Source organism: Pseudomonas putida (assembly GCF_004357765.1).
GTDB lineage: Bacteria > Pseudomonadota > Gammaproteobacteria > Pseudomonadales > Pseudomonadaceae > Aquipseudomonas > Aquipseudomonas putida_U.
This window is the reverse complement of record NZ_SMTE01000011.1, coordinates 73,497-91,591: the sequence shown is the minus strand read 5'-3', so window position 1 is coordinate 91,591 and position 18,095 is coordinate 73,497. Positions and strand designations below refer to the sequence as shown.

The following is an 18,095-nucleotide window of genomic DNA, read 5'->3' as shown; positions in this document are numbered from 1 at the left end:
ACCATGGACCCTCGCACGCCCTCCCCGGCCAACCCCTGGCTAGCCCTGCGCAACCTCACCCCGGCGCGCATCGCCCTGGGTCGCAGCGGCACCAGCCTGCCCACCGGCGCACAGTTGGACTTCCAGTTCGCCCACGCCCAGGCCCGCGATGCCGTGCACCTGGCTTTCGATCACGCCAGCCTGGCCGAGCAACTCCAGGCACGGGGCCGCGATACGCTGGTGCTGCACAGTGCCGCCAGCGACCGCCACCAATACCTGCAACGCCCCGACCTGGGTCGGCGCCTGCATGAGGACTCGGCGCGGTTGTTGCGCGAGCATGCCCACGCCAACCCTGGCGGCGTCGACCTGGCGATCGTCGTCGCCGACGGTCTTTCCGCTCTGGCGGTGCATCGCCATACCCTGCCGTTGCTGGCGCGCTTCGAGGAGCAGGCCGCAGCCGATGGCTGGAGCTGCGCCCCGGTATTGCTGGTGGAGCAGGGTCGGGTTGCCGTGGCCGATGAAATCGGTGAACTGCTCGGTGCCCGCATGACGGTGATGCTGATCGGCGAGCGTCCTGGTCTCAGCTCCCCGGACAGCCTGGGGCTGTATTTCACCTATGCGCCCAAGGTCGGGCTGACCGACGCCTACCGCAACTGCATCTCCAACGTGCGCCTGGAAGGGCTGAGCTACGGCATGGCCGCCCACCGTTTGCTGTACCTGATGCGCGAGGCCTGTCGCCGGCAGCTGTCGGGCGTCAACCTGAAAGACGAAGCCGAGCTACACAGTATCGACAGCGAAAACCCCACCAGTAAAAAAGGGAACTTCCTACTCGACGAAGGGTAAAACACATGTCACGGACGGTTGGCGCCGCAGATTGGGGCAGCATGGCCCTGACTGCTGCTGGCATTCCGCCGTTTCCCAATGGACTCTGAGGGCCGCACATGCGCATCATCAAGGCAACCCTGCAACACCTTGACCTGCTGACGCCGTTGTTCGTGAAGTATCGCGAGTTTTATGGGGAGCTGCCCTACCCGGACAGTTCGCGGGCCTTTCTGGAAAAACGCCTCAAGCGTGACGAGTCGGTGATCTACCTGGCACTACCGGATGATGACGATGGCAAGTTGTTGGGCTTCTGCCAGCTGTATCCGAGCTTTTCGTCGTTGTCGCTCAAGCGCGTATGGATTCTCAACGACATCTATGTAGCCGAGGATTCCCGTCGCATGCTGGTGGCGGACCACTTGATGCGCGAGGCGCGGAAGATGGCCAAGGATACCCAGGCGGTGCGCATGCGGGTGTCGACCACGGCCAGCAACGAGGTGGCGCGCAAGACCTATGAGTCGATAGGGTTTCGCAAGGACACCGAGTTCGAGAATTATGTGTTGCCGATTGGTGGGGATTGAGGGATGGCAACGGGCGCAGTGTGCGCTTGGAATATTTAGTGCCGCATCTATCGAGCGCCGCGCGGGCGCCCGATAGATGCCGCCCTGCATAAGCCCCACCATACCAATACCGCCCCCCACCGAAACCCAAAGCTACAATCTCCCCGGGCACGATCCCCGCATCGCCGTATAATGCCCTTCCTGACACAAAGTAATTTCCCCATCAGTAGGGTAAAAAAGCCTACCTCCTGGGCGTCGTCCGTCATCGCGTGCCCGTAGCCTCGGGTCAAGAACACAGGTGCTGTACATGGATTTCAACCCGCTGGACCTTATCCTGCATCTCGATACCTATCTCGACCTGCTGGTCACCAACTACGGCCCCTGGATCTACGCCATCCTCTTCACCGTGATCTTCTGCGAGACCGGCCTGGTGGTCATGCCCTTCCTGCCGGGCGACTCCTTGTTGTTCATTGCCGGGGCGGTAGCCGCAGGCGGTGGCATGGACCCCGTGCTGCTGGCCGGCTTGCTGATGGCCGCGGCGATTCTCGGCGACAGTACCAACTACGTGATCGGTCGCACCGTGGGTGAACGGTTGTTCAACAACCCCAACTCGAAGATCTTCCGTCGCGACTACCTGCAACGCACTCACGACTTCTATGAGCGCCACGGCGGCAAGACCGTGACCATGGCGCGCTTCCTGCCGATCCTGCGGACCTTCGCGCCGTTCGTCGCCGGCATCGCGCACATGCACTACCCGCGCTTCCTCGGCTTCAGCGTGGCCGGCTCGCTGCTGTGGGTGGGCGGCCTGGTCACCCTCGGTTACTTCTTCGGCAACGTGCCGTTCATCAAACAGCACCTGTCGCTGATGGTGGTGGGCATCATCGTCCTGTCGCTGGTGCCGATGATCCTCGGACTGGTACGCGGGCGCCTGGGCCGCACGGCCAAGGCCCACTGACCGCACCATGTGGTCGTTGAGCGCCTGGCGGCGCAAGCGCACCCTGGCGCGCTACCCAATCGACCCACAACTGTGGCAGGCGATCCGCGAGCGCCTGCCCCTGCTCGATGGCATCAGCCAGGCCGAAGACCGTTGGTTGCGCGAAGCGTGCGTCCTGTTCCTGCACGACAAGCACCTGACCACCCTGCCCGGCGTCGAACTGGACGACGAGCAGCGCCTGTACCTCGCCGCCCAGGCACAACTGCCGCTGATGCACCTGGGCGAGCTGAACTGGTACCAGGGCTTCCACGAGATCATCCTCTACCCCGATGACTTCAAGAGCCCCCAGCGCCACCGCGACGCCAGCGGCGTGGAACACGTCTGGGATGGCGAGCACAGCGGCGAGGCCTGGCAGCAAGGCCCGGTGATCCTCGCCTGGCATGGGGTGCTGGCCAGCGGCGGCTGGGATGCCTACAACCTGGTCATCCACGAGCTGGCGCACAAGCTCGACATGCTCAACGGTGACGCCAACGGCCTACCGCCCCTGCACCGGGACATGCATGTCGAGACCTGGGCCAAGGTGATGCAACAGGCTTACGATGATCTCAACCGCCAGCTCGATGCCGACCCCGACACTGACACCATCATCGATCCCTACGCAGCGGAAAACCCGGCAGAATTCTTCGCGGTCACCAGCGAGTATTTCTTCAGCGCGCCCGACCTGTTGCAGCAGGCCTATCCACAGGTCTATGGCCAACTTGCGCTGTTCTACCGCCAAGCCCCGCTCGAGCGCCTGCAGCGTCTGCAGGCCGAACATCCGGACTATCGCGAAAGCCACGCCTGATACCCCCGCGCGTCCGCCTAAGCGTGGCAGCCCTGCGCGGAATATGCCTATAATCGCCGCCACTTTTTGAACAGACACGGGGGCATCGCCCAATGAGCTACAGCAAGATTCCGGCTGGCAAAGACCTGCCGAACGACATCTACGTCGCCATCGAAATTCCGGCCAACCATGCGCCGATCAAATACGAGATCGACAAGGACAGCGACACCCTGTTCGTCGACCGTTTCATGGCCACCCCGATGTTCTACCCGGCCAACTACGGCTTCATCCCCAACACCCTGGCCGACGACGGTGATCCGCTGGACGTGCTGGTGGTCACCCCGTATCCGGTCGCGCCAGGCTCGGTGATCCGTGCCCGTCCGGTCGGCGTTCTGAACATGACCGACGACGGCGGCGGCGACGCCAAGGTCATCGCGGTACCGCACGACAAGCTGTCGCAGCTGTACGTCGACGTCAAGGAATACACCGACCTGCCTGCCCTGCTGATCCAGCAGATCGAGCACTTCTTCGCCAACTACAAGGATCTGGAGAAGGGCAAGTGGGTCAAGATCGAAGGCTGGGAAGGCGCCGACGCCGCCCGTGCCGCGATCACCAAATCGGTCGCTGCCTACAAGGGCTGATCCCGATCGCGAAACAACCCCGCTCCGGCGGGGTTTTTTTATGGCATCGGCCGCCTGCATGGCGAAAATCCTACCGCGTCCTAAGAAATTGTCTTACATAGAGGCTTTTTCCGACTTTTCGCATCAACATCCGGTTCATTTCCCTGCGCGTACGCCGACGCTACACTCGGTCCATGAACAGATCCGGTGAACGCCTAAAGGCCCTGCTCCAGGAGTGTGGGCTGACCTCTTCCGATTTCGCTGCCCAGCGCGGTATCTCGCCGCAGCACGTCAACAATTGGTACAAGCGAGGCATCCCCTTCGCTCGCCTCGATGAACTGGCCGACGTGTTCTGCGTGAACCGACGCTGGTTGCAGAATGGCGAAGGCCCGAAGCACCCGGCGCCGATGCTGCGCAGTGGCCTGCCGGGTCCGCAACCGATCGAAGCGCCGGCCCTGCTCGGCGCCCAGAGCGGCTACATCCAGCAGGTGCCCCTGCATGCGTTGTACGAAGGCTCGCTGGTGCCAGTGCCAGGCAACTACCTGCCGCTGCAGGCCCAGGCGCTGCAGACCTTGGGGATTTCCAGCGAGGCGGCCATCTGCGTGGCCATGCCCGGCAGCAACATGGCGCCGCTGATCCCCAGTGGCGCGATCGTCGCCATCGACCGTAGCCTGACCCAGGTGATCGAAGGCGAGACCTATGCGCTGCTGCACGACGGCGTGCTCCGGGTGAACAGCCTCAGCCTGGGCCAGCAAGGCACCTTGTGCCTGCACAGCCACGACCGCAACCAGTACGCAACCGAGCGCTATACCCAGGTACAGCGCCAGGCCCAAAGGCTGCAGGTCCTCGGCTGGGTGTTCCATTGGTCGCATTTTCGCGGCCAGCGCCCGGGGGGCCCCTGCTAATGGCAATTTTTGCTGGGCATCTGGCGCCAGCCCTTGTATGCTACGCGCCACTTCAGCCCCGACCGGCGCAAGCCGCGATCCAGAGGGCTCGGCAACGTCCCACACGGTCGTTCGCCATTTCTATTCGGCCCTTGATGGCCACACGATTAAGGCGGTTGCGGCTTACCAAAAATTAGCCAAGACCGTCCCCGAGAAGCCGGCCACAAGCCGGCTTTTTAATGCCCGACCGAAAGTCCCCCTGAACCTCTGCGCCATTCACCCACGGGACCAAGCGCAGGGCTAAGGTAGGGTTAATGACATTTCCAGTTCAGATCTCTACCAATGGCCAATCCCACTCCTCACAGCCACGAACAGCCTGAGACCGAACCACGGGCCGTTGGATTGTACGAAGCGTTCCTGTTCTGGCTGAAACTGGGGTTGATCAGTTTTGGCGGCCCTGCGGGGCAGATTTCGATCATGCATCAGGAACTGGTGGAACGCCGCCGCTGGATCAGTGAAAAGCGATTCCTGCATGCACTCAACTACTGCATGTTGCTACCTGGGCCCGAGGCGCAACAGCTGGCAACGTACATCGGCTGGTTGATGCATCGCTCCTGGGGCGGAATCATTGCAGGGACGTTGTTCGTGCTACCGTCATTGTTCATCCTGATCGGCTTGTCATGGCTGTACCTTGCGTTTGGCGAGGTACCCGCGGTCGCCGGCATCCTCTATGGCATCAAACCGGCGGTGACCGCGATTGTGGTACATGCCGCCCACCGTATCGGCACCCGAGTGCTGAAGAATGCCTGGCTATGGGCGATCGCGGCAGCCTCGTTCGTGGCCATCTTTGCGTTACATCTACCCTTTCCGCTCATCGTGCTGGCTGCCGGCCTTGTCGGTTACTTCGGCGGTCGCCTGCTGCCGGACCAATTTGCCTTGGGCGGTGGCCAGCGGGCCGCCACGGCCCGCCATGGCCGTGCTCTGATTGACGATGATACAGCGATCCCGGCGCATGCTCGCTTTCACTGGACGCGCCTGCTGCGCTTGTTATTCGTCGGTGCTGGCCTGTGGTTGCTGCCCATGGGCCTGCTGGTGGCGGCCTTTGGTTGGGACGGGACGCTGACGCGCATGGGCTGGTTCTTCAGCAAAGCGGCATTGCTGACCTTCGGCGGCGCCTACGCGGTATTGCCTTACGTGTATCAAGGGGCAGTGGGCCAGTACGGTTGGCTCTCGCCCAGCCAGATGATCGACGGCCTGGCGTTGGGCGAAACCACGCCTGGCCCGCTGATCATGGTGGTCGCATTCGTAGGGTTCGTCGGCGGCTACCTCCACCCCATGTTCGAGGCCTATCCTCCGTTCGTCGCCGGGGCCATCGCCGCTAGCCTCGTGACCTGGTTCACCTTCCTTCCCTCCTTCCTTTTCATCCTGGCTGGAGGCCCTCTGGTGGAATCGACCCATAACGCGTTGAAGTTCACCGCACCCTTGACCGGCATCACCGCAGCGGTGGTCGGCGTGATCTTCAACCTGGCGCTTTTCTTCGGCTATCACGTCCTCTGGCCGAATGGCTTCGCCGGTGCGTTCGAGTGGCCGTCTGCGCTGATTGCTGGCGCAGCTGCCATCGCGCTGTTGCGCTACAAGCGAAGCGTGATCCAAGTGCTGATCGCTAGCGCGCTGGTCGGACTTGCCATCCACCTCATCACCTGAAGAAGACCGGGTGCCGATTTCGCTGCGCCTCGTCCTGCGCGCGACTCATCCCTGGGCGCCGAGCCGCTCCACGGCTGGGAACAACTGTCCCAGAGTGCGCCGCGCCTGGGCGGCTTCAAGGTAGGCGTACAACAGGTCGGTCAGTTCCTCGAAGGCCAATGCCCTGCCGGCCAGGGTCGGTGTGCACGCCCACACCTTGACCCGCAGACCGCCGGCCAGGGGGGAGGCATCGGGTGTCACCAGCGACTTGTAGCAGGCGGGATACAATTCAGGGGCACGACTGGATGCCGAGACCGAAAACACCACCAAAGTACTGAGGTGGCGCTGATCGATGTCGAATGCATCGAAGGTATGCCAGGGTATGGGCGCGGGCGAATTGGCAAAGCACAGGGTGTCGGGGGTGATGTCCAGCACCCGTTTGCCGTGGCGGCGGCGCAGCGCCTCGGCCAAGGCCAACCCGGCCAGACCTGCCGCGAGCAACGGCAGACCACAGCCCCACAGCAGCCATTTGACCGGCGCCGCGGTCTGCGGGCCGAATAACAGCGGCAGGCTGGTCAGCCACAGGCCGACGGCAGCCACCGACAAGGCCAACACGGCGCACACCAGCGCCTTGCCCAGCGAGCGCTCATGGATCTCCAGGGACGCGCTCGGTCCATCGGCACAGGCCTGCAGATAATCCAGATGCGCTTCGCGTTCGCCTTCATCCATCGGCAAGCACTGCCTCGAGCTGACGTTGGGCATGGGCCGCGTCGCGGTAGGCCGCCAGCAATGCCAGCGCTTCTTCGTTGTCCAGCTTACGGCCGCCGATGGCCAGACCGGCGGACATGATGCGCAGTTGCAGACGGGGTTTTCTCAACACCATTGCCTGGTTACCGAAGAACTGCAGCCGCGCCACACGATGATCCGGCAGCACCGCTTCGTCGCTCATGTTCAGGGTCTGCATCGTGACCAGGCCTTCGTCCTTGATCGCCACATCCTCGACCTGGGCCAGGTCGACCGGCGTATCCAGAGTGTCGACGAACAGCTGGCGACGGGTCAGGCGCATGAACACGTGGGTGCCAGCATTGCGATGCTGCCAGGTCACCGCGGCGAAGACCGCCGCCAGGAACAAGGCCGCCACGATCATGCCGGTCTTGCCCATGTTGACGGCCAGGGCAAGCATACCTAGCGATGCCAACAGCAGCACCGGCCCCCACACCTTGTAGCGGCGCGAGTTGGTGAGTTCGGTCTGTTCGGGTACACGCTCGATCACTTGCTTGAGTTCGGCGATCACGCGGTCGCGCTGGGCCGCGCGGGATTGATCGTATTCAGCACTGAGCGAGCCGCTCAGGTTGGACAGCGAGTCCGGGTTTTCAGGTGTGGTCATGGTAATCGTCCCGGTTGAAAGGCCTGTATTGAAGTGGCTGAACATCGACCTGCCAAGCCGAGAGGTCGCCACTCACAACAAACAGGCCGTCGATAACAATGGCCGATGTCCAAGCTGTGCTCGGGTTAACACTTGCGTGAACCGCGGGCACAGCAATGGGCAAGGATCAGAAGTCGTAGCGAGCACCCACGCTCATGCTGCGCGATGGGCCGTAGAAGTTGAAGGTCGAGGTCGAGCCCACCCGCGACAGATAATCCCGGTCGAACAGGTTGTTGACGTTGAAGGTGGCCGTGAGCTTGTCGGTGACCGGGTAGGACAACATGGCATCGACGGTGGCATAACCCGGCGCATCGATGCGCACGCCGCCGTTCTCGGCGTAGAAGCTGCTCATGGCCGAAACCCCGCCGCCGATGGCCAAGCCGTTCAGCGGACCTTGGTCGACGGTGTATTTGGTCCACAGCGAGGCCTGGTTGCGCGGCATGATGAAGAACGTGGTCTCGGCATCGCCCTTGACCGTGTCGGTCTGCATCCAGGTGTAGCCGGCCAACACTTCCCAGTTCTGCGCCAACTTGCCGCTGACTTCCACTTCCGCACCCTTGACCCGGGTTTTCCCGGACGCCACGGAGAAGCCGGTGTCGACGCCGTCAGCATCGTATGCGGTGGTGGCGCGGTTCTTGTCGGTCAGGCGGAAGACCGACACACGGGTGTTGAGGTCGCCACCGAAGTAGCTGCTCTTGAGGCCGAACTCGTACTGCTCGCCTTGCCGTGGCTTGAGGACCCGGCCATTGCTGTCGGTATCGGACTGCGGCTTGAACACCTGCGAGTAGCTGGCGTAAAGCGCGTGGGTGTCAGTGAGGTCATAGACCACGCCGCCGTACGGGGTGAAGCGACCGTCGACACGCTTGTCGTCTTCAGTGGTCGAGCCGCTGCTCAGGGTGGTGGTGTAGAAATCACCGCGATACCAGCTGAAGCGGCCACCGGCGATCAGCGCCAGACGCTCGACCGGGCGGAAAGTGACCTTGGAATACAGGCCATATTCCTCTTCCTGCATACCGGTCTCAGTGCTGTAGTTCGGCGACGGCTTGGCGAACTGAGTCGGCGAATAGCTGTTGACGTCGATGGTGCCGAGGGTGCTGGAACCGTTGAGGTACTCGGTGTCGTAGTTCTTGTAGTCGGTGCCGACCACGAATTCGCTGACCTGGCCGAATGTCTCGAACGGCTGGCTGTAGCTGGCGTCGAGCGAGTAGGTGTCCTGGGTGAAGTCCCGCGCACTGGCACGCAGCGAGTTGGCGCCAGTCTTGGCATTGGTCGCGGTGAAGCCATACAGGTAGTTGGTGTCGCGGTGCGAGCCACGGGCGGCGATGCGGCCGTAACCACCATTGTCGAAGCGGTGAGTCAGCTCGGCGACCAGGTCGGTGGTCTTGCCGTCGAAGTAGTTCCAGTCGGCACCGAGGAATTTGGAGTGGCTGAAATCGGGCACCTCGCCCGACAGTGTGGCCGGATAGCCATTGTGCGGAGTGATGTTCTTCACTTCGTGGATCAGGCCGAAGGACAGCAAGGTGTCTTCGTCCAGGTCGATGTCCAGCGCGCCGTAGTAACTGTTGCTGGTGTTGGCGTTGTAGTCCACCTCGCCATTGGTGTCGTCACGCGAGGCGACGAAACGCCCGCGTACCCGGCCCGCCTCGTCCAATGGACCGCTGAGGTCGATTTCCTCGTGGTTGGTGTCCCAGGTGCCGTAGCTGCCTTCGACATGCCCCTGGAATTCGGCGGTCGGGCGCTTGCGCACCATGTTGACGATGCCGCCCAGTTCGCTGGTGCTGCTGAACAGCCCGGCTGGGCCACGCATGATTTCGACGCGGTCGAAAGCAGCCAGCGAGGGTACTGTGCCGAAGATGCTGGCCATCGGCGCTGGCAGGCCGTCGATGTTGTACTCGCTGTATTCATAGCCACGGGCGTAGATCGACGAGCGGCCGCTGTCGTTGGTCAAGGTCCGCAGGCCGGCGGTGTACTTGGCCAGGTCGTCCAGGTGCACGAACTGGCGATCCTTGACGTAGTCCTGGGTGTAGACGGTGATCGACTGGGGGATGTCCTTGAGCGCGGCAGGGGTTTTGGTGCCCACGGTGGCGGCGTCGACACTGTAGCCGCCGGTCTGCTCCGATGGCAGCATGTCGTACAGGCGGTTGCCCTCGATGGTCAAGGCCGGCAGGTCCAGTGCAGTATCGACGGTGGCTGCCTGTGTTGCCACCGTCTCGGCCAGTGCCGTCAGCGAGAACGGCGCCAACAGCCCCAGCACCAACCATCCCCGAACCCGTCGCGGGCTTCCCACACCTTTGATACCGCTCATGACACACCTTTGAGTTGAAGTTGCAGTGGACAGACCAGCAACGGCTCCGCTTGCACCGCGGCGAGAGGTTCGAACCTCTTTCTTGCGGGCAGCCGCCTCCCACGACGCTGTCGATGCAGACGCTGAGTAGGGAGAGGGACCAGTGGCGTCAGCCACCTAAATGACAGTCAATCGCAAACGAAACCAGTTGCTTTTTGCGAACGATACCCGAGGGCAGGCGGGGGTGCAGCAGGATTAACCTTCTTAACACACGCCGCCCGAGGCTTGGGCACGAGCAGCCCACAGGCAAGGATTGCCCTTGCACACCTCACAATGGGATGATCTAACTGATACGGATTCTCATTAAAGGCTCATCGTGCCCACATCACTGCTGCTTGCCGAAGACGACCCGCGCCTGCGCCAGGATCTCGAGTGCCATTTCCTCAGCCGCCACTTCCAGGTTCATGCCTGCGCCAATGGAACCCAGGCGCTGGCGGCGATCGAAGCTGCGCGTTTCGATCTGGTACTGCTGGATATCATGCTTCCCGGTATCGATGGCCTCAGCCTGCTCGATCAGCTACGCCGCCAGCAGGCCGTGCCGGTGATGCTGATGTCGGCGCTGGGCGCCGAGCAAGATCGCATCAGTGGCTTCACCCGCGGAGCGGACGACTATCTGCCCAAGCCGTTCAGCCTGGCGGAGTTGGATGCCAGAGTCGATGCACTGTTGCGGCGGGTGGCCTTCGACCGCGGCACCGTGCTGCACAGCGGTGCCGGCACGCTGCTGCTCGATCAAGCCCGCCAGGATGTCGTTCACCACGGCAAGGCCGCAGGCCTCACCGCTTCGGAGTTCCGCTTGCTGGCCACGCTCTCGGCCCACCCAGGCGAAGCCCTGAGCAAGGCCTTTCTCTACCAGACCGTACTGCACCGGGCCTACACCCGGCTGGACCGCGGCCTCGACGTGCATGTCTGCAACCTGCGCCGCAAGCTGGCCGATATCGATGCTCAGCATCTGCAGATCCAGGCCGTGCGCGGCCAAGGCTACATCCTGGTCGACACGGAACAGCCCTGATGCGCCGCCACCCCCTGCTGTGGAAACTGGCCATGCTGCAGGTCGGCTTCTGCCTGCTGCTGACCTGGCTGATCTGGACCTGGGGGTTGTCGGTAGAGCGCAAGAGCTACTTCCTTTCCCAGGCCGACCAGGACTACCTGGCGCGTTATGCACAGCAAGCCGAGCAGGCCTGGATGGAAGGCGGCGCTGTCGGCGCAGAAGCCTTCCGCCGGAAACTGGAACAGGCCGAGGACACCTGGGCAGTCGTCCTCGGTCCTTACCTGCAAAGCCTCGGCACCTCGCCACTGAGCGCCGAGGAAGCCAGTCACTTGACCTTCATGCGCAAGCTCAACTGGCCGATGAGCCGCCGGCTACGCGACGAACTGCCCTACGTCAGCATCGAGTTCCCCCAACACCCCGAACATGGCCGGCTGGTGATGCAGTTGCCCGAGCGACTGCTGCCCACCGGCCTGACGCCGTGGACCCACGTCATCACCCACGGCGTCGCCCCCACCCTGCTCGCATTACTTCTGGGCCTGGCGCTGTATCGTCACCTCGTGGTGCCGCTGAACCGCCTGCGGGATCGCGCCGACGCCCTGCGCGCCGATGACCTGGACGGCCCCAGCCTGCCGCTGCAGGAACGCCGCGACGAATTGGGCGAACTGGCCCAGGCCTTCGAGCACATGGCCGGGCGCCTGCGCCAGAGCCTCGAACAGCAACGCCTGCTGCTGCGTACCCTGTCCCACGAATTGCGCACACCACTGGCGCGTCTGCGCATCGCCCATGACAGCGACCTGCCGCCGGTGCAATTGCGCGAGCGCCTGGACCGCGAGGTGAACGACATGCAGAAGCTGCTCGAGAACACCCTGGACCTGGCCTGGATGGACACCGAGCAGCCACAGTTGGCCACCGAGCCGGTGCTGATGCTGTCAGTGTGGGAAGCACTGTGCCAGGACATCTGTTTCGAAAGCGGCTGGGACCGCGCCCGGTTGCCCTGTTCGCTCGGAACCGACTGCGTGGTCCAGATTCATTTGGACAGCCTGGCCCAGGCCTTGGAAAACCTGATGCGCAATGCCATCCGCCACTCACCCGCCGAAGGCCGGGTCAGTCTCGAAGGCTGGCGTGAGGGCGATCATTGGCACCTGCGTCTGAGCGACCAAGGCCCAGGTGTGCCGCAAGCGGACCTCGAACGCATCTTCAAGCCCTACCAGCGCCTGGCCGATAGCGGTACAGGCTTCGGCCTGGGCCTGGCGATCGCCCGCCGCGCCATCGAGCTGCAAGGGGGACGGCTATGGGCCAGCAACGGCCACCCAGGCCTTTGCTTGCATGTGGTCCTGCCTGCAGGCCAGGAATGTTTAGAAAGTTAATGCGCTTTACCGCCAATCGATAGTGAATATCATCCAGGGTTTCGCGTACTGCGCACCTGCGCCCCTCCCGACGCCCGAAGAGAGTTTCGATGAGCAAGCTGACCCTGTCCCTCGCCTTGGCCCTGGCCCTTGCCGCGCCGGTCGTCCTGGGCCAGCCCGAGCGTGACCAGAAGATGGACACCCGCCTGTTGCAACGCCAGGACCTGGCCTACCACTTCAGCCACCTCGACCTCGATTCGGCTGACGGCAAACGCCATTACCGCCTGTGGATCGGCAAGCCCGAACGCCCTGCTCCCGCTGCGGGCTACCCGGTGTTGTGGATGCTCGATGGCAACGCCGCGATCGGCGCGCTGGATGATGCCGACCTGCTGAACAAGCTCGCCGCCGGCCAGGCGCCGCTGCTGGTGGCAGTGGGTTACCAGACCGAGCAGCGTATCGAGCGCACTGGCCGCACCTACGACTACACCCCGGCACTGCCGGGGCAGGCGCAGCAACTCGATCCGTTGACCGGCCAAGCCAGCGGCGGCGTCGAGGTGTTTTTCGAACTGCTGCGTCAGCGCATGCGGCCGATGGTTGCCAGCGTCGCGCCAATCGATCCCACCCGCCAGACCCTTTGGGGCCACTCCTACGGCGGCCTGGCGGTGCTGCACGCACTGTTCGACCACCCAGGCGAGTTCAGCGACTATGCGGCTGCCAGCCCGTCACTGTGGTGGCATGACGGCGCCATCGTGAACGAGGCCGAGGGCCTGCAACAGCGTCTGGGTCGCAGCCGTGCGCACCTGTTGCTGATGCGCGGCGGCGTCGAGCCCGCACGCCCCGGCAAGCCGTCGAAGGGTGACGAAGAAGGGCCCGCACGCAGGCTCGCAGCGCAGTTGGGCAACGTCCGGGGGCTAACAGTACGCTTCGAACGCTTCGATGGCCTGGGGCATGGCCCGATGCTGCCCGCCTCGCTGCACCGGGTGATCGAGTTGATGTCCAATCCCCAGGAGCACGCCTGGCCCGTGCCTCAAGGGTAGATGTACTTGAGCACATACAGGCTCAGCTCGCGAAACGCCTCGATGGGAATGTTCGGCATTTGCGCCTGGGCCCGCTGCAGGGTCGAGCAGCAGGTCTGGACCATGCGCTGGCGGGTCTCTTTGGCGATCATGCCGGCATGCACAACCTCTGCGTATTGCAGATAGGAACAGGGGAAGTTGGCCTTGGGGTTACGCTCGATACTGAACGTCCGGTCCAGGTGCGGCACGTTGGCGAATGGCGCGCCATTGTAGTCCGGGTGGGGCACCAGGCTTTCGGGGTTTTCGCATCGACTGTGGCACAGTACCTGGCGGGCGGAGGCCCACTCTAGGGCAGCGCACAGAACCGAAGATAGTAGATAGCCACTTCCCTCGCCTATCCACGCTATCGCCGAAGGTCGTAGGCCTGCGGCTTGCCACACCCGTGGCAGACTGCTGTATGCTGACGCGGTCTTCAGGGCGGGGTGAAAGTCCCCACCGGCGGTAAATCGAAAGATGAGCCCGCGAGCGCCCCGACCATGTCGGGGGTCAGCAGACCTGGTGAGATTCCAGGGCCGACGGTCATAGTCCGGATGAAAGAAGGCGTCAGCCAAGGGCCATTCGGGCGCCCTTGCGCGCGCATTTTGTTCGCCCCGAGACGTTCATCGAACTTTACGAGGAGCGTTTCATGTCTTCCACGCTGTTCCAGCAATACCCCAACGTCACCGCCGCTATCGCCGCCTTCCAGGCCGGGCGCCCTGTTCTGCTGCTCGATGACGACGATCGCGAGGACGAAGCGGACATCGTTGCCGCCGCCGAGAACCTCTCGCTGCAGACCATGGCCATGATGATCCGCGACTGCAGCGGCATCGTCTGTCTGTGCCTGGACGAAGCCACCGTCGACGCCTTGCAATTGGCGCCGATGGTGCAGAACAACCAGGCCCGCCACGGCACCGGCTTCACCGTCACCATCGAAGCGGCCGAAGGGGTCACCACCGGCGTTTCGGCCCAGGACCGCATCACCACCATCGAAGCCGCCCTGCGCTCGACCGCGCAGCAGCGCCACATCGTCAGCCCAGGCCACGTGTTCCCACTGCGCGCACGTGACGGCGGCGTGCTGACCCGGCGTGGTCATACCGAAGGATCGGTGGACCTGGCGCGCCTGGCCGGCCTGCGCCCGGCTGCCGTACTGTGCGAGCTGATGAACCCAGATGGCAGCATGGCCCGGGGGGAAGAGGTCGCCGTGTATGCGCGTCAGTACAACCTGCCGGTGCTGACCATCGAGGAACTGGCTCGCTATCGTCAGGCGCTGGTGGAGCTGGAGGTGGAGGCCGAGAGCGTTTGATGGCGGATGAGTGTTCGCCTTGGTAGGTTTGGCGCCGCGGATGTCGAGCGCCGCCAAACCCCAGCCAGGCCCCTCCAACACCCCACACAAGTTTGCTCCCCCCGCCCCTCTCTGCTAGTGTCGCGCCGTTCTGACCAGCCTCCGAGACAGTCGCCATGGCCCGCAAAAAAGCCTCCATCGATTTCGAACAATCCCTCGCTGACCTGCAAGCCCTGGTCGAGCGCCTGGAGAACGGCGAACTGTCGCTGGAAGACTCGCTGGCCGCGTTCGAGCAGGGCATCGCCCTGACCCGCGACTGCCAGGGGGCGCTGGCCCAGGCCGAACAGAAGGTGCAGATTCTCCTGGAACGCGACGGCGAGCTGGCCGCCCAGCCCTTCGACGCGGAGCCAGAGGAATGATCGCCAGCTACCAGGCCAGCAGCCAGGCACGTGTCGACAACGCCCTCGAGCCGCTGTTCCAGGCACCGTCCAAGGAACTTGAACGGCTCTACGCCGCGATGCGTTACAGCGTGATGAACGGCGGCAAGCGGGTCCGCCCGCTGCTCGCCTATGCTGCCTGCGAAGCCCTCGGCGCCCCGGCCGAACAGGCCAACGGCGCCGCCTGTGCGGTGGAACTGATCCACGCCTATTCGCTGGTCCATGACGACCTGCCGGCCATGGACGACGACGACCTGCGCCGTGGCCAACCGACTACCCACAAGGCGTTCGACGAAGCCTGCGCCATTCTTGCCGGTGACGGCCTGCAGAGCCTGGCCTTCAGCGCCCTGCTCGACCCACGCCTCAGCCCGCAGCCGGATGCCATTCGTCTGGCCATGGTCCAGACCCTGGCCAAGGCCGCAGGCCCCGCAGGTATGGTCGGTGGGCAGGCTATCGACCTGGGCTCGGTGGGCATCAAGCTCGACCAGAAGGCCCTGGAATACATGCACCGGCACAAGACCGGCGCCCTGATCGAGGCCAGCGTGCGCCTCGGCGCCCTGGCCAGCGCTCGCGCCGAGCAGCCCCAGCTGGATGCCCTGCAGATCTATGCCCAGGCAATTGGCCTGGCGTTCCAGGTGCAGGACGACATCCTCGACGTGGAGAGTGACACTGCCACCCTGGGCAAACGCCAGGGTGCAGATATCGCCCGCGACAAGCCGACCTACCCTGCTCTGCTCGGCCTGGATGCCGCCAAGACCTATGCAATCGAACTGCGCGACCAGGCGCTGGTCGCACTGGAAGGGTTCGGCGAAAATGCAGAGCCTTTGCGGGCGTTGGCGCGCTATATCGTCGAACGCCGCCATTGATTGACCGGGGCTGCTTTGCAGCCCTTCGCGGGCAAGCCCGCTCCCACAGGGGCAGCTTTTCCTACAATGGGGTAAACTGCCGCGTCTTCACACCTATAACGACTCGCCTGATGCCCACGACGTTTCAAGAGATCCCCCGCGAACGCCCGGTCACGCCGTTGCTCGACCGCGCTGACACGCCCGCCGGCCTGCGCCGGTTGGCCGAAGCCGACCTGGAGACCCTGGCCGACGAGTTGCGCCAGGAGTTGCTCTACACCGTGGGTCAGACCGGTGGGCATTTCGGCGCCGGCCTTGGTGTCATCGAGCTGACGATCGCCCTGCACTATGTCTTCGACACACCGGATGACCGCCTGGTGTGGGACGTCGGCCACCAAGCCTACCCGCACAAGATCCTCACCGGGCGGCGCAACCGCATGCTGACCCTGCGCCAGAAGGACGGCATCGCCGCCTTCCCGCGCCGCAGCGAGAGCAAGTACGACACCTTTGGCGTCGGTCACTCCAGCACCTCGATCAGCGCCGCCTTGGGCATGGCCATTGCCGCCCGGCTGCAGAATGACCCACGCAAGGCCATCGCCGTGATCGGCGACGGCGCCTTGACCGCAGGCATGGCCTTCGAGGCGCTGAACCACGCCCAGGAAGTGGACGCCAACATGCTGGTGATCCTCAACGACAACGACATGTCGATTTCGCGCAATGTCGGTGGCCTGTCCAACTACCTGGCCAAGATCCTCTCCAGCCGCACCTACGCGAGCATGCGCGAAGGCAGCAAGAAAGTGCTGTCGCGCCTGCCGGGTGCCTGGGAAATCGCCCGTCGCACCGAGGAATACGCCAAAGGCATGCTGGTGCCTGGCACCCTGTTCGAGGAACTGGGCTGGAATTACATCGGCCCGATCGACGGGCACGACCTGCCGACCATGATCGCCACCCTGCGTAACATGCGTGACCTCAAAGGCCCGCAGTTCCTGCACGTGGTGACCAAGAAGGGCAAGGGTTTCGCTCCGGCCGAAATCGATCCGATCGGCTACCACGCGATCACCAAGCTCGAGCCTGCCGACAAGCCCGCAGCGCCGAAGAAGCCCAGCGGGCCGAAGTATTCTGCAGTCTTTGGCCAATGGCTGTGCGACATGGCGGCTGCCGATAACCGCCTGGTCGGCATCACCCCGGCGATGAAGGAAGGCTCCGACCTGGTGGCCTTCAGCGAACGCTACCCGGAGCGCTACTTCGACGTGGCGATCGCCGAGCAGCACGCGGTGACCTTCGCTGCCGGCATGGCCTGCGAAGGCGCCAAGCCGGTGGTGGCGATCTATTCGACCTTCCTCCAGCGCGCCTACGACCAGTTGATCCACGATGTGGCGGTACAGAACCTCGACGTGCTGTTCGCCATCGACCGTGCCGGCCTGGTCGGCGAGGACGGCCCGACCCACGCTGGCAGCTATGACCTTTCGTACCTGCGCTGCATCCCCGGCATGCTGGTGATGACCCCGAGCGACGAAAACGAACTGCGCAAGATGCTCAGTACCGGCCACCTCTACAACGGTCCGGCGGCGGTGCGCTATCCCCGTGGCACCGGCCCCAACGCCCCGATCAGCGGCGATCTGGAGCCACTGGAAATCGGCAAGGGCGTGGTTCGTCGCAAGGGCCAGAAAGTCGCCCTGCTGGTGTTCGGCGTGCAACTGGCCGAAGCCCTGCAGGTGGCCGAGCAGATCGACGCCACCGTGGTCGACATGCGCTTCGTCAAGCCGCTGGACGAAGCCCTGGTACTTGAACTGGCCGGCAGCCATGAGTTGCTGGTGACCATCGAGGAAAACGCCATCATGGGCGGCGCCGGCGCTGCCGTAGGCGAGTTCCTGGCCCGTGAGGCAGTGGTCAAGCCGCTGTTGAACCTGGGGCTGCCGGACATCTACGTGGAGCATGCAAAACCTGCGCAGATGCTCGCAGAATGTGGCCTGGATGTGACTGGCATCGAAGCCTCGGTGAAGGCACGGATGGCCAAGCTGGGTCTGTAGGGCCCTTTCGCGGGACAAGCCCGCTCCCACAGGGACCCCACAA

Annotated in this window: 18 protein-coding genes and 1 riboswitch; of the genes, 14 read left to right on the top strand and 4 right to left on the bottom strand. The window is 63.8% G+C overall.

From position 1 onward, the window contains the following. Nucleotides 1-3 precede the first annotated feature (3 nt). The 7 genes from eutC (at nt 4) to chrA (ending at nt 6,323) form a co-directional block, all read left to right on the top strand. Nucleotides 4-822 carry an ethanolamine ammonia-lyase subunit EutC gene (gene eutC, locus E2H86_RS17860; RefSeq protein WP_133330152.1) on the top strand — a complete coding sequence of 273 codons (819 nt, stop codon included), beginning with the start codon at nt 4-6 and terminating at the stop codon, nt 820-822. Nucleotides 823-920: 98 nt separating this feature from the next. Then, nucleotides 921-1,379 carry a GNAT family N-acetyltransferase gene (locus tag E2H86_RS17855; protein WP_133330150.1) on the top strand — a complete coding sequence of 153 codons (459 nt, stop codon included), beginning with the start codon at nt 921-923 and terminating at the stop codon, nt 1,377-1,379. A 286-nt stretch (nt 1,380-1,665) separates the two neighbouring features. Then, a complete protein-coding gene (locus E2H86_RS17850) occupies nt 1,666-2,313 on the top strand; it encodes a DedA family protein (RefSeq protein WP_133330148.1) in 648 nt (215 codons plus the stop codon). Nucleotides 2,314-2,320: 7 nt separating this feature from the next. After that, a complete protein-coding gene (locus tag E2H86_RS17845) occupies nt 2,321-3,136 on the top strand; it encodes a zinc-dependent peptidase (RefSeq protein ID WP_133330146.1) in 816 nt (271 codons plus the stop codon). Between the two features lie 92 nt (nt 3,137-3,228). Further along, nucleotides 3,229-3,756 carry an inorganic diphosphatase gene (gene ppa, locus E2H86_RS17840; RefSeq protein ID WP_003255365.1) on the top strand — a complete coding sequence of 176 codons (528 nt, stop codon included), beginning with the start codon at nt 3,229-3,231 and terminating at the stop codon, nt 3,754-3,756. A 173-nt stretch (nt 3,757-3,929) separates the two neighbouring features. Then, nucleotides 3,930-4,640: a LexA family transcriptional regulator gene (locus E2H86_RS17835; RefSeq protein WP_133330144.1), complete on the top strand. Its 711-nt coding sequence runs from the start codon at nt 3,930-3,932 to the stop codon at nt 4,638-4,640. Nucleotides 4,641-4,961: 321 nt separating this feature from the next. Then, a complete protein-coding gene (gene chrA, locus E2H86_RS17830) occupies nt 4,962-6,323 on the top strand; it encodes a chromate efflux transporter (RefSeq protein WP_133330141.1) in 1,362 nt (453 codons plus the stop codon). A gap of 45 nt (nt 6,324-6,368) precedes the next feature. On the opposite strand, the gene E2H86_RS17825 is transcribed toward chrA, so the two are convergent. The 3 genes from E2H86_RS17825 to E2H86_RS17815 all read right to left on the bottom strand — a co-directional run bounded on the left by E2H86_RS17825 (nt 6,369) and on the right by E2H86_RS17815 (nt 10,033). Continuing rightward, nucleotides 6,369-7,064, bottom strand: a complete 696-nt coding sequence (locus E2H86_RS17825) for a hypothetical protein (RefSeq protein ID WP_243744074.1) — start codon at nt 7,062-7,064, stop codon at nt 6,369-6,371. After that, nucleotides 7,024-7,689, bottom strand: coding sequence for a hypothetical protein (locus E2H86_RS17820; RefSeq protein WP_207955640.1), 666 nt, complete (start codon nt 7,687-7,689; stop codon nt 7,024-7,026). Before E2H86_RS17820 ends, E2H86_RS17825 begins: the two co-directional genes overlap by 41 nt. 166 nt (nt 7,690-7,855) lie before the next feature. Beyond that, nucleotides 7,856-10,033, bottom strand: a complete 2,178-nt coding sequence (locus E2H86_RS17815; RefSeq protein ID WP_133330140.1) for a TonB-dependent siderophore receptor — start codon at nt 10,031-10,033, stop codon at nt 7,856-7,858. Nucleotides 10,034-10,388: 355 nt separating this feature from the next. On the opposite strand from E2H86_RS17815, the gene E2H86_RS17810 reads away from it, so the two are divergent. The 3 genes from E2H86_RS17810 to E2H86_RS17800 all read left to right on the top strand — a co-directional run bounded on the left by E2H86_RS17810 (nt 10,389) and on the right by E2H86_RS17800 (nt 13,443). Further along, entirely contained in the window at nt 10,389-11,081 is a 693-nt protein-coding gene (locus E2H86_RS17810) for a response regulator transcription factor (RefSeq protein ID WP_133330138.1), read from the top strand. Then, nucleotides 11,081-12,427: a HAMP domain-containing sensor histidine kinase gene (locus tag E2H86_RS17805; protein WP_133330136.1), complete on the top strand. Its 1,347-nt coding sequence runs from the start codon at nt 11,081-11,083 to the stop codon at nt 12,425-12,427. The genes E2H86_RS17810 and E2H86_RS17805 overlap by 1 nt, the downstream gene beginning before the upstream one ends. 89 nt (nt 12,428-12,516) lie before the next feature. Then, nucleotides 12,517-13,443: an alpha/beta hydrolase gene (locus E2H86_RS17800; RefSeq protein ID WP_133330134.1), complete on the top strand. Its 927-nt coding sequence runs from the start codon at nt 12,517-12,519 to the stop codon at nt 13,441-13,443. Here E2H86_RS17800 and E2H86_RS17795 read toward each other — a convergent pair. Next, nucleotides 13,434-13,709, bottom strand: coding sequence for a hypothetical protein (locus E2H86_RS17795; RefSeq protein ID WP_133330132.1), 276 nt, complete (start codon nt 13,707-13,709; stop codon nt 13,434-13,436). The two genes, E2H86_RS17800 and E2H86_RS17795, sit on opposite strands and share 10 nt — an antisense overlap. A 177-nt stretch (nt 13,710-13,886) precedes the next feature. Then, nucleotides 13,887-14,028, top strand: a riboswitch (FMN riboswitch). Nucleotides 14,029-14,107: 79 nt separating this feature from the next. Between E2H86_RS17795 and ribB the strand changes: the two genes are divergently transcribed. From ribB to dxs, 4 genes are all read left to right on the top strand, one after another. Continuing rightward, nucleotides 14,108-14,764, top strand: a complete 657-nt coding sequence (gene ribB, locus E2H86_RS17790; RefSeq protein WP_133330129.1) for a 3,4-dihydroxy-2-butanone-4-phosphate synthase — start codon at nt 14,108-14,110, stop codon at nt 14,762-14,764. 155 nt (nt 14,765-14,919) lie between these two features. Further along, nucleotides 14,920-15,162: an exodeoxyribonuclease VII small subunit gene (locus tag E2H86_RS17785; protein ID WP_133330127.1), complete on the top strand. Its 243-nt coding sequence runs from the start codon at nt 14,920-14,922 to the stop codon at nt 15,160-15,162. Continuing rightward, nucleotides 15,159-16,046, top strand: coding sequence for a (2E,6E)-farnesyl diphosphate synthase (ispA, locus tag E2H86_RS17780; protein ID WP_133330125.1), 888 nt, complete (start codon nt 15,159-15,161; stop codon nt 16,044-16,046). The genes E2H86_RS17785 and ispA overlap by 4 nt, the downstream gene beginning before the upstream one ends. A gap of 110 nt (nt 16,047-16,156) precedes the next feature. Beyond that, nucleotides 16,157-18,052, top strand: coding sequence for a 1-deoxy-D-xylulose-5-phosphate synthase (gene dxs, locus E2H86_RS17775; protein WP_133330123.1), 1,896 nt, complete (start codon nt 16,157-16,159; stop codon nt 18,050-18,052). Nucleotides 18,053-18,095: the final 43 nt, after the last annotated feature.

Excerpts from the sequence above, each read along its gene's own strand:
- dxs (WP_133330123.1), top strand. The coding sequence starts at position 16,157 with ATGCCCACGACGTTTCAAGAGATCCCCCGCGAACGCCCGGTCACGCCG.
- E2H86_RS17805 (WP_133330136.1), top strand. The coding sequence starts at position 11,081 with ATGCGCCGCCACCCCCTGCTGTGGAAACTGGCCATGCTGCAGGTCGGC.
- E2H86_RS17835 (WP_133330144.1), top strand. The coding sequence starts at position 3,930 with ATGAACAGATCCGGTGAACGCCTAAAGGCCCTGCTCCAGGAGTGTGGG.
- E2H86_RS17825 (WP_243744074.1), bottom strand. The coding sequence starts at position 7,064 with ATGCCCAACGTCAGCTCGAGGCAGTGCTTGCCGATGGATGAAGGCGAA.
- E2H86_RS17785 (WP_133330127.1), top strand. The coding sequence starts at position 14,920 with ATGGCCCGCAAAAAAGCCTCCATCGATTTCGAACAATCCCTCGCTGAC.
- E2H86_RS17845 (WP_133330146.1), top strand. The coding sequence starts at position 2,321 with ATGTGGTCGTTGAGCGCCTGGCGGCGCAAGCGCACCCTGGCGCGCTAC.
- E2H86_RS17850 (WP_133330148.1), top strand. The coding sequence starts at position 1,666 with ATGGATTTCAACCCGCTGGACCTTATCCTGCATCTCGATACCTATCTC.
- eutC (WP_133330152.1), top strand. The coding sequence starts at position 4 with ATGGACCCTCGCACGCCCTCCCCGGCCAACCCCTGGCTAGCCCTGCGC.
- E2H86_RS17820 (WP_207955640.1), bottom strand. The coding sequence starts at position 7,689 with ATGACCACACCTGAAAACCCGGACTCGCTGTCCAACCTGAGCGGCTCG.
- E2H86_RS17800 (WP_133330134.1), top strand. The coding sequence starts at position 12,517 with ATGAGCAAGCTGACCCTGTCCCTCGCCTTGGCCCTGGCCCTTGCCGCG.
- E2H86_RS17855 (WP_133330150.1), top strand. The coding sequence starts at position 921 with ATGCGCATCATCAAGGCAACCCTGCAACACCTTGACCTGCTGACGCCG.
- ppa (WP_003255365.1), top strand. The coding sequence starts at position 3,229 with ATGAGCTACAGCAAGATTCCGGCTGGCAAAGACCTGCCGAACGACATC.
- ribB (WP_133330129.1), top strand. The coding sequence starts at position 14,108 with ATGTCTTCCACGCTGTTCCAGCAATACCCCAACGTCACCGCCGCTATC.
- ispA (WP_133330125.1), top strand. The coding sequence starts at position 15,159 with ATGATCGCCAGCTACCAGGCCAGCAGCCAGGCACGTGTCGACAACGCC.
- chrA (WP_133330141.1), top strand. The coding sequence starts at position 4,962 with ATGGCCAATCCCACTCCTCACAGCCACGAACAGCCTGAGACCGAACCA.
- E2H86_RS17815 (WP_133330140.1), bottom strand. The coding sequence starts at position 10,033 with ATGAGCGGTATCAAAGGTGTGGGAAGCCCGCGACGGGTTCGGGGATGG.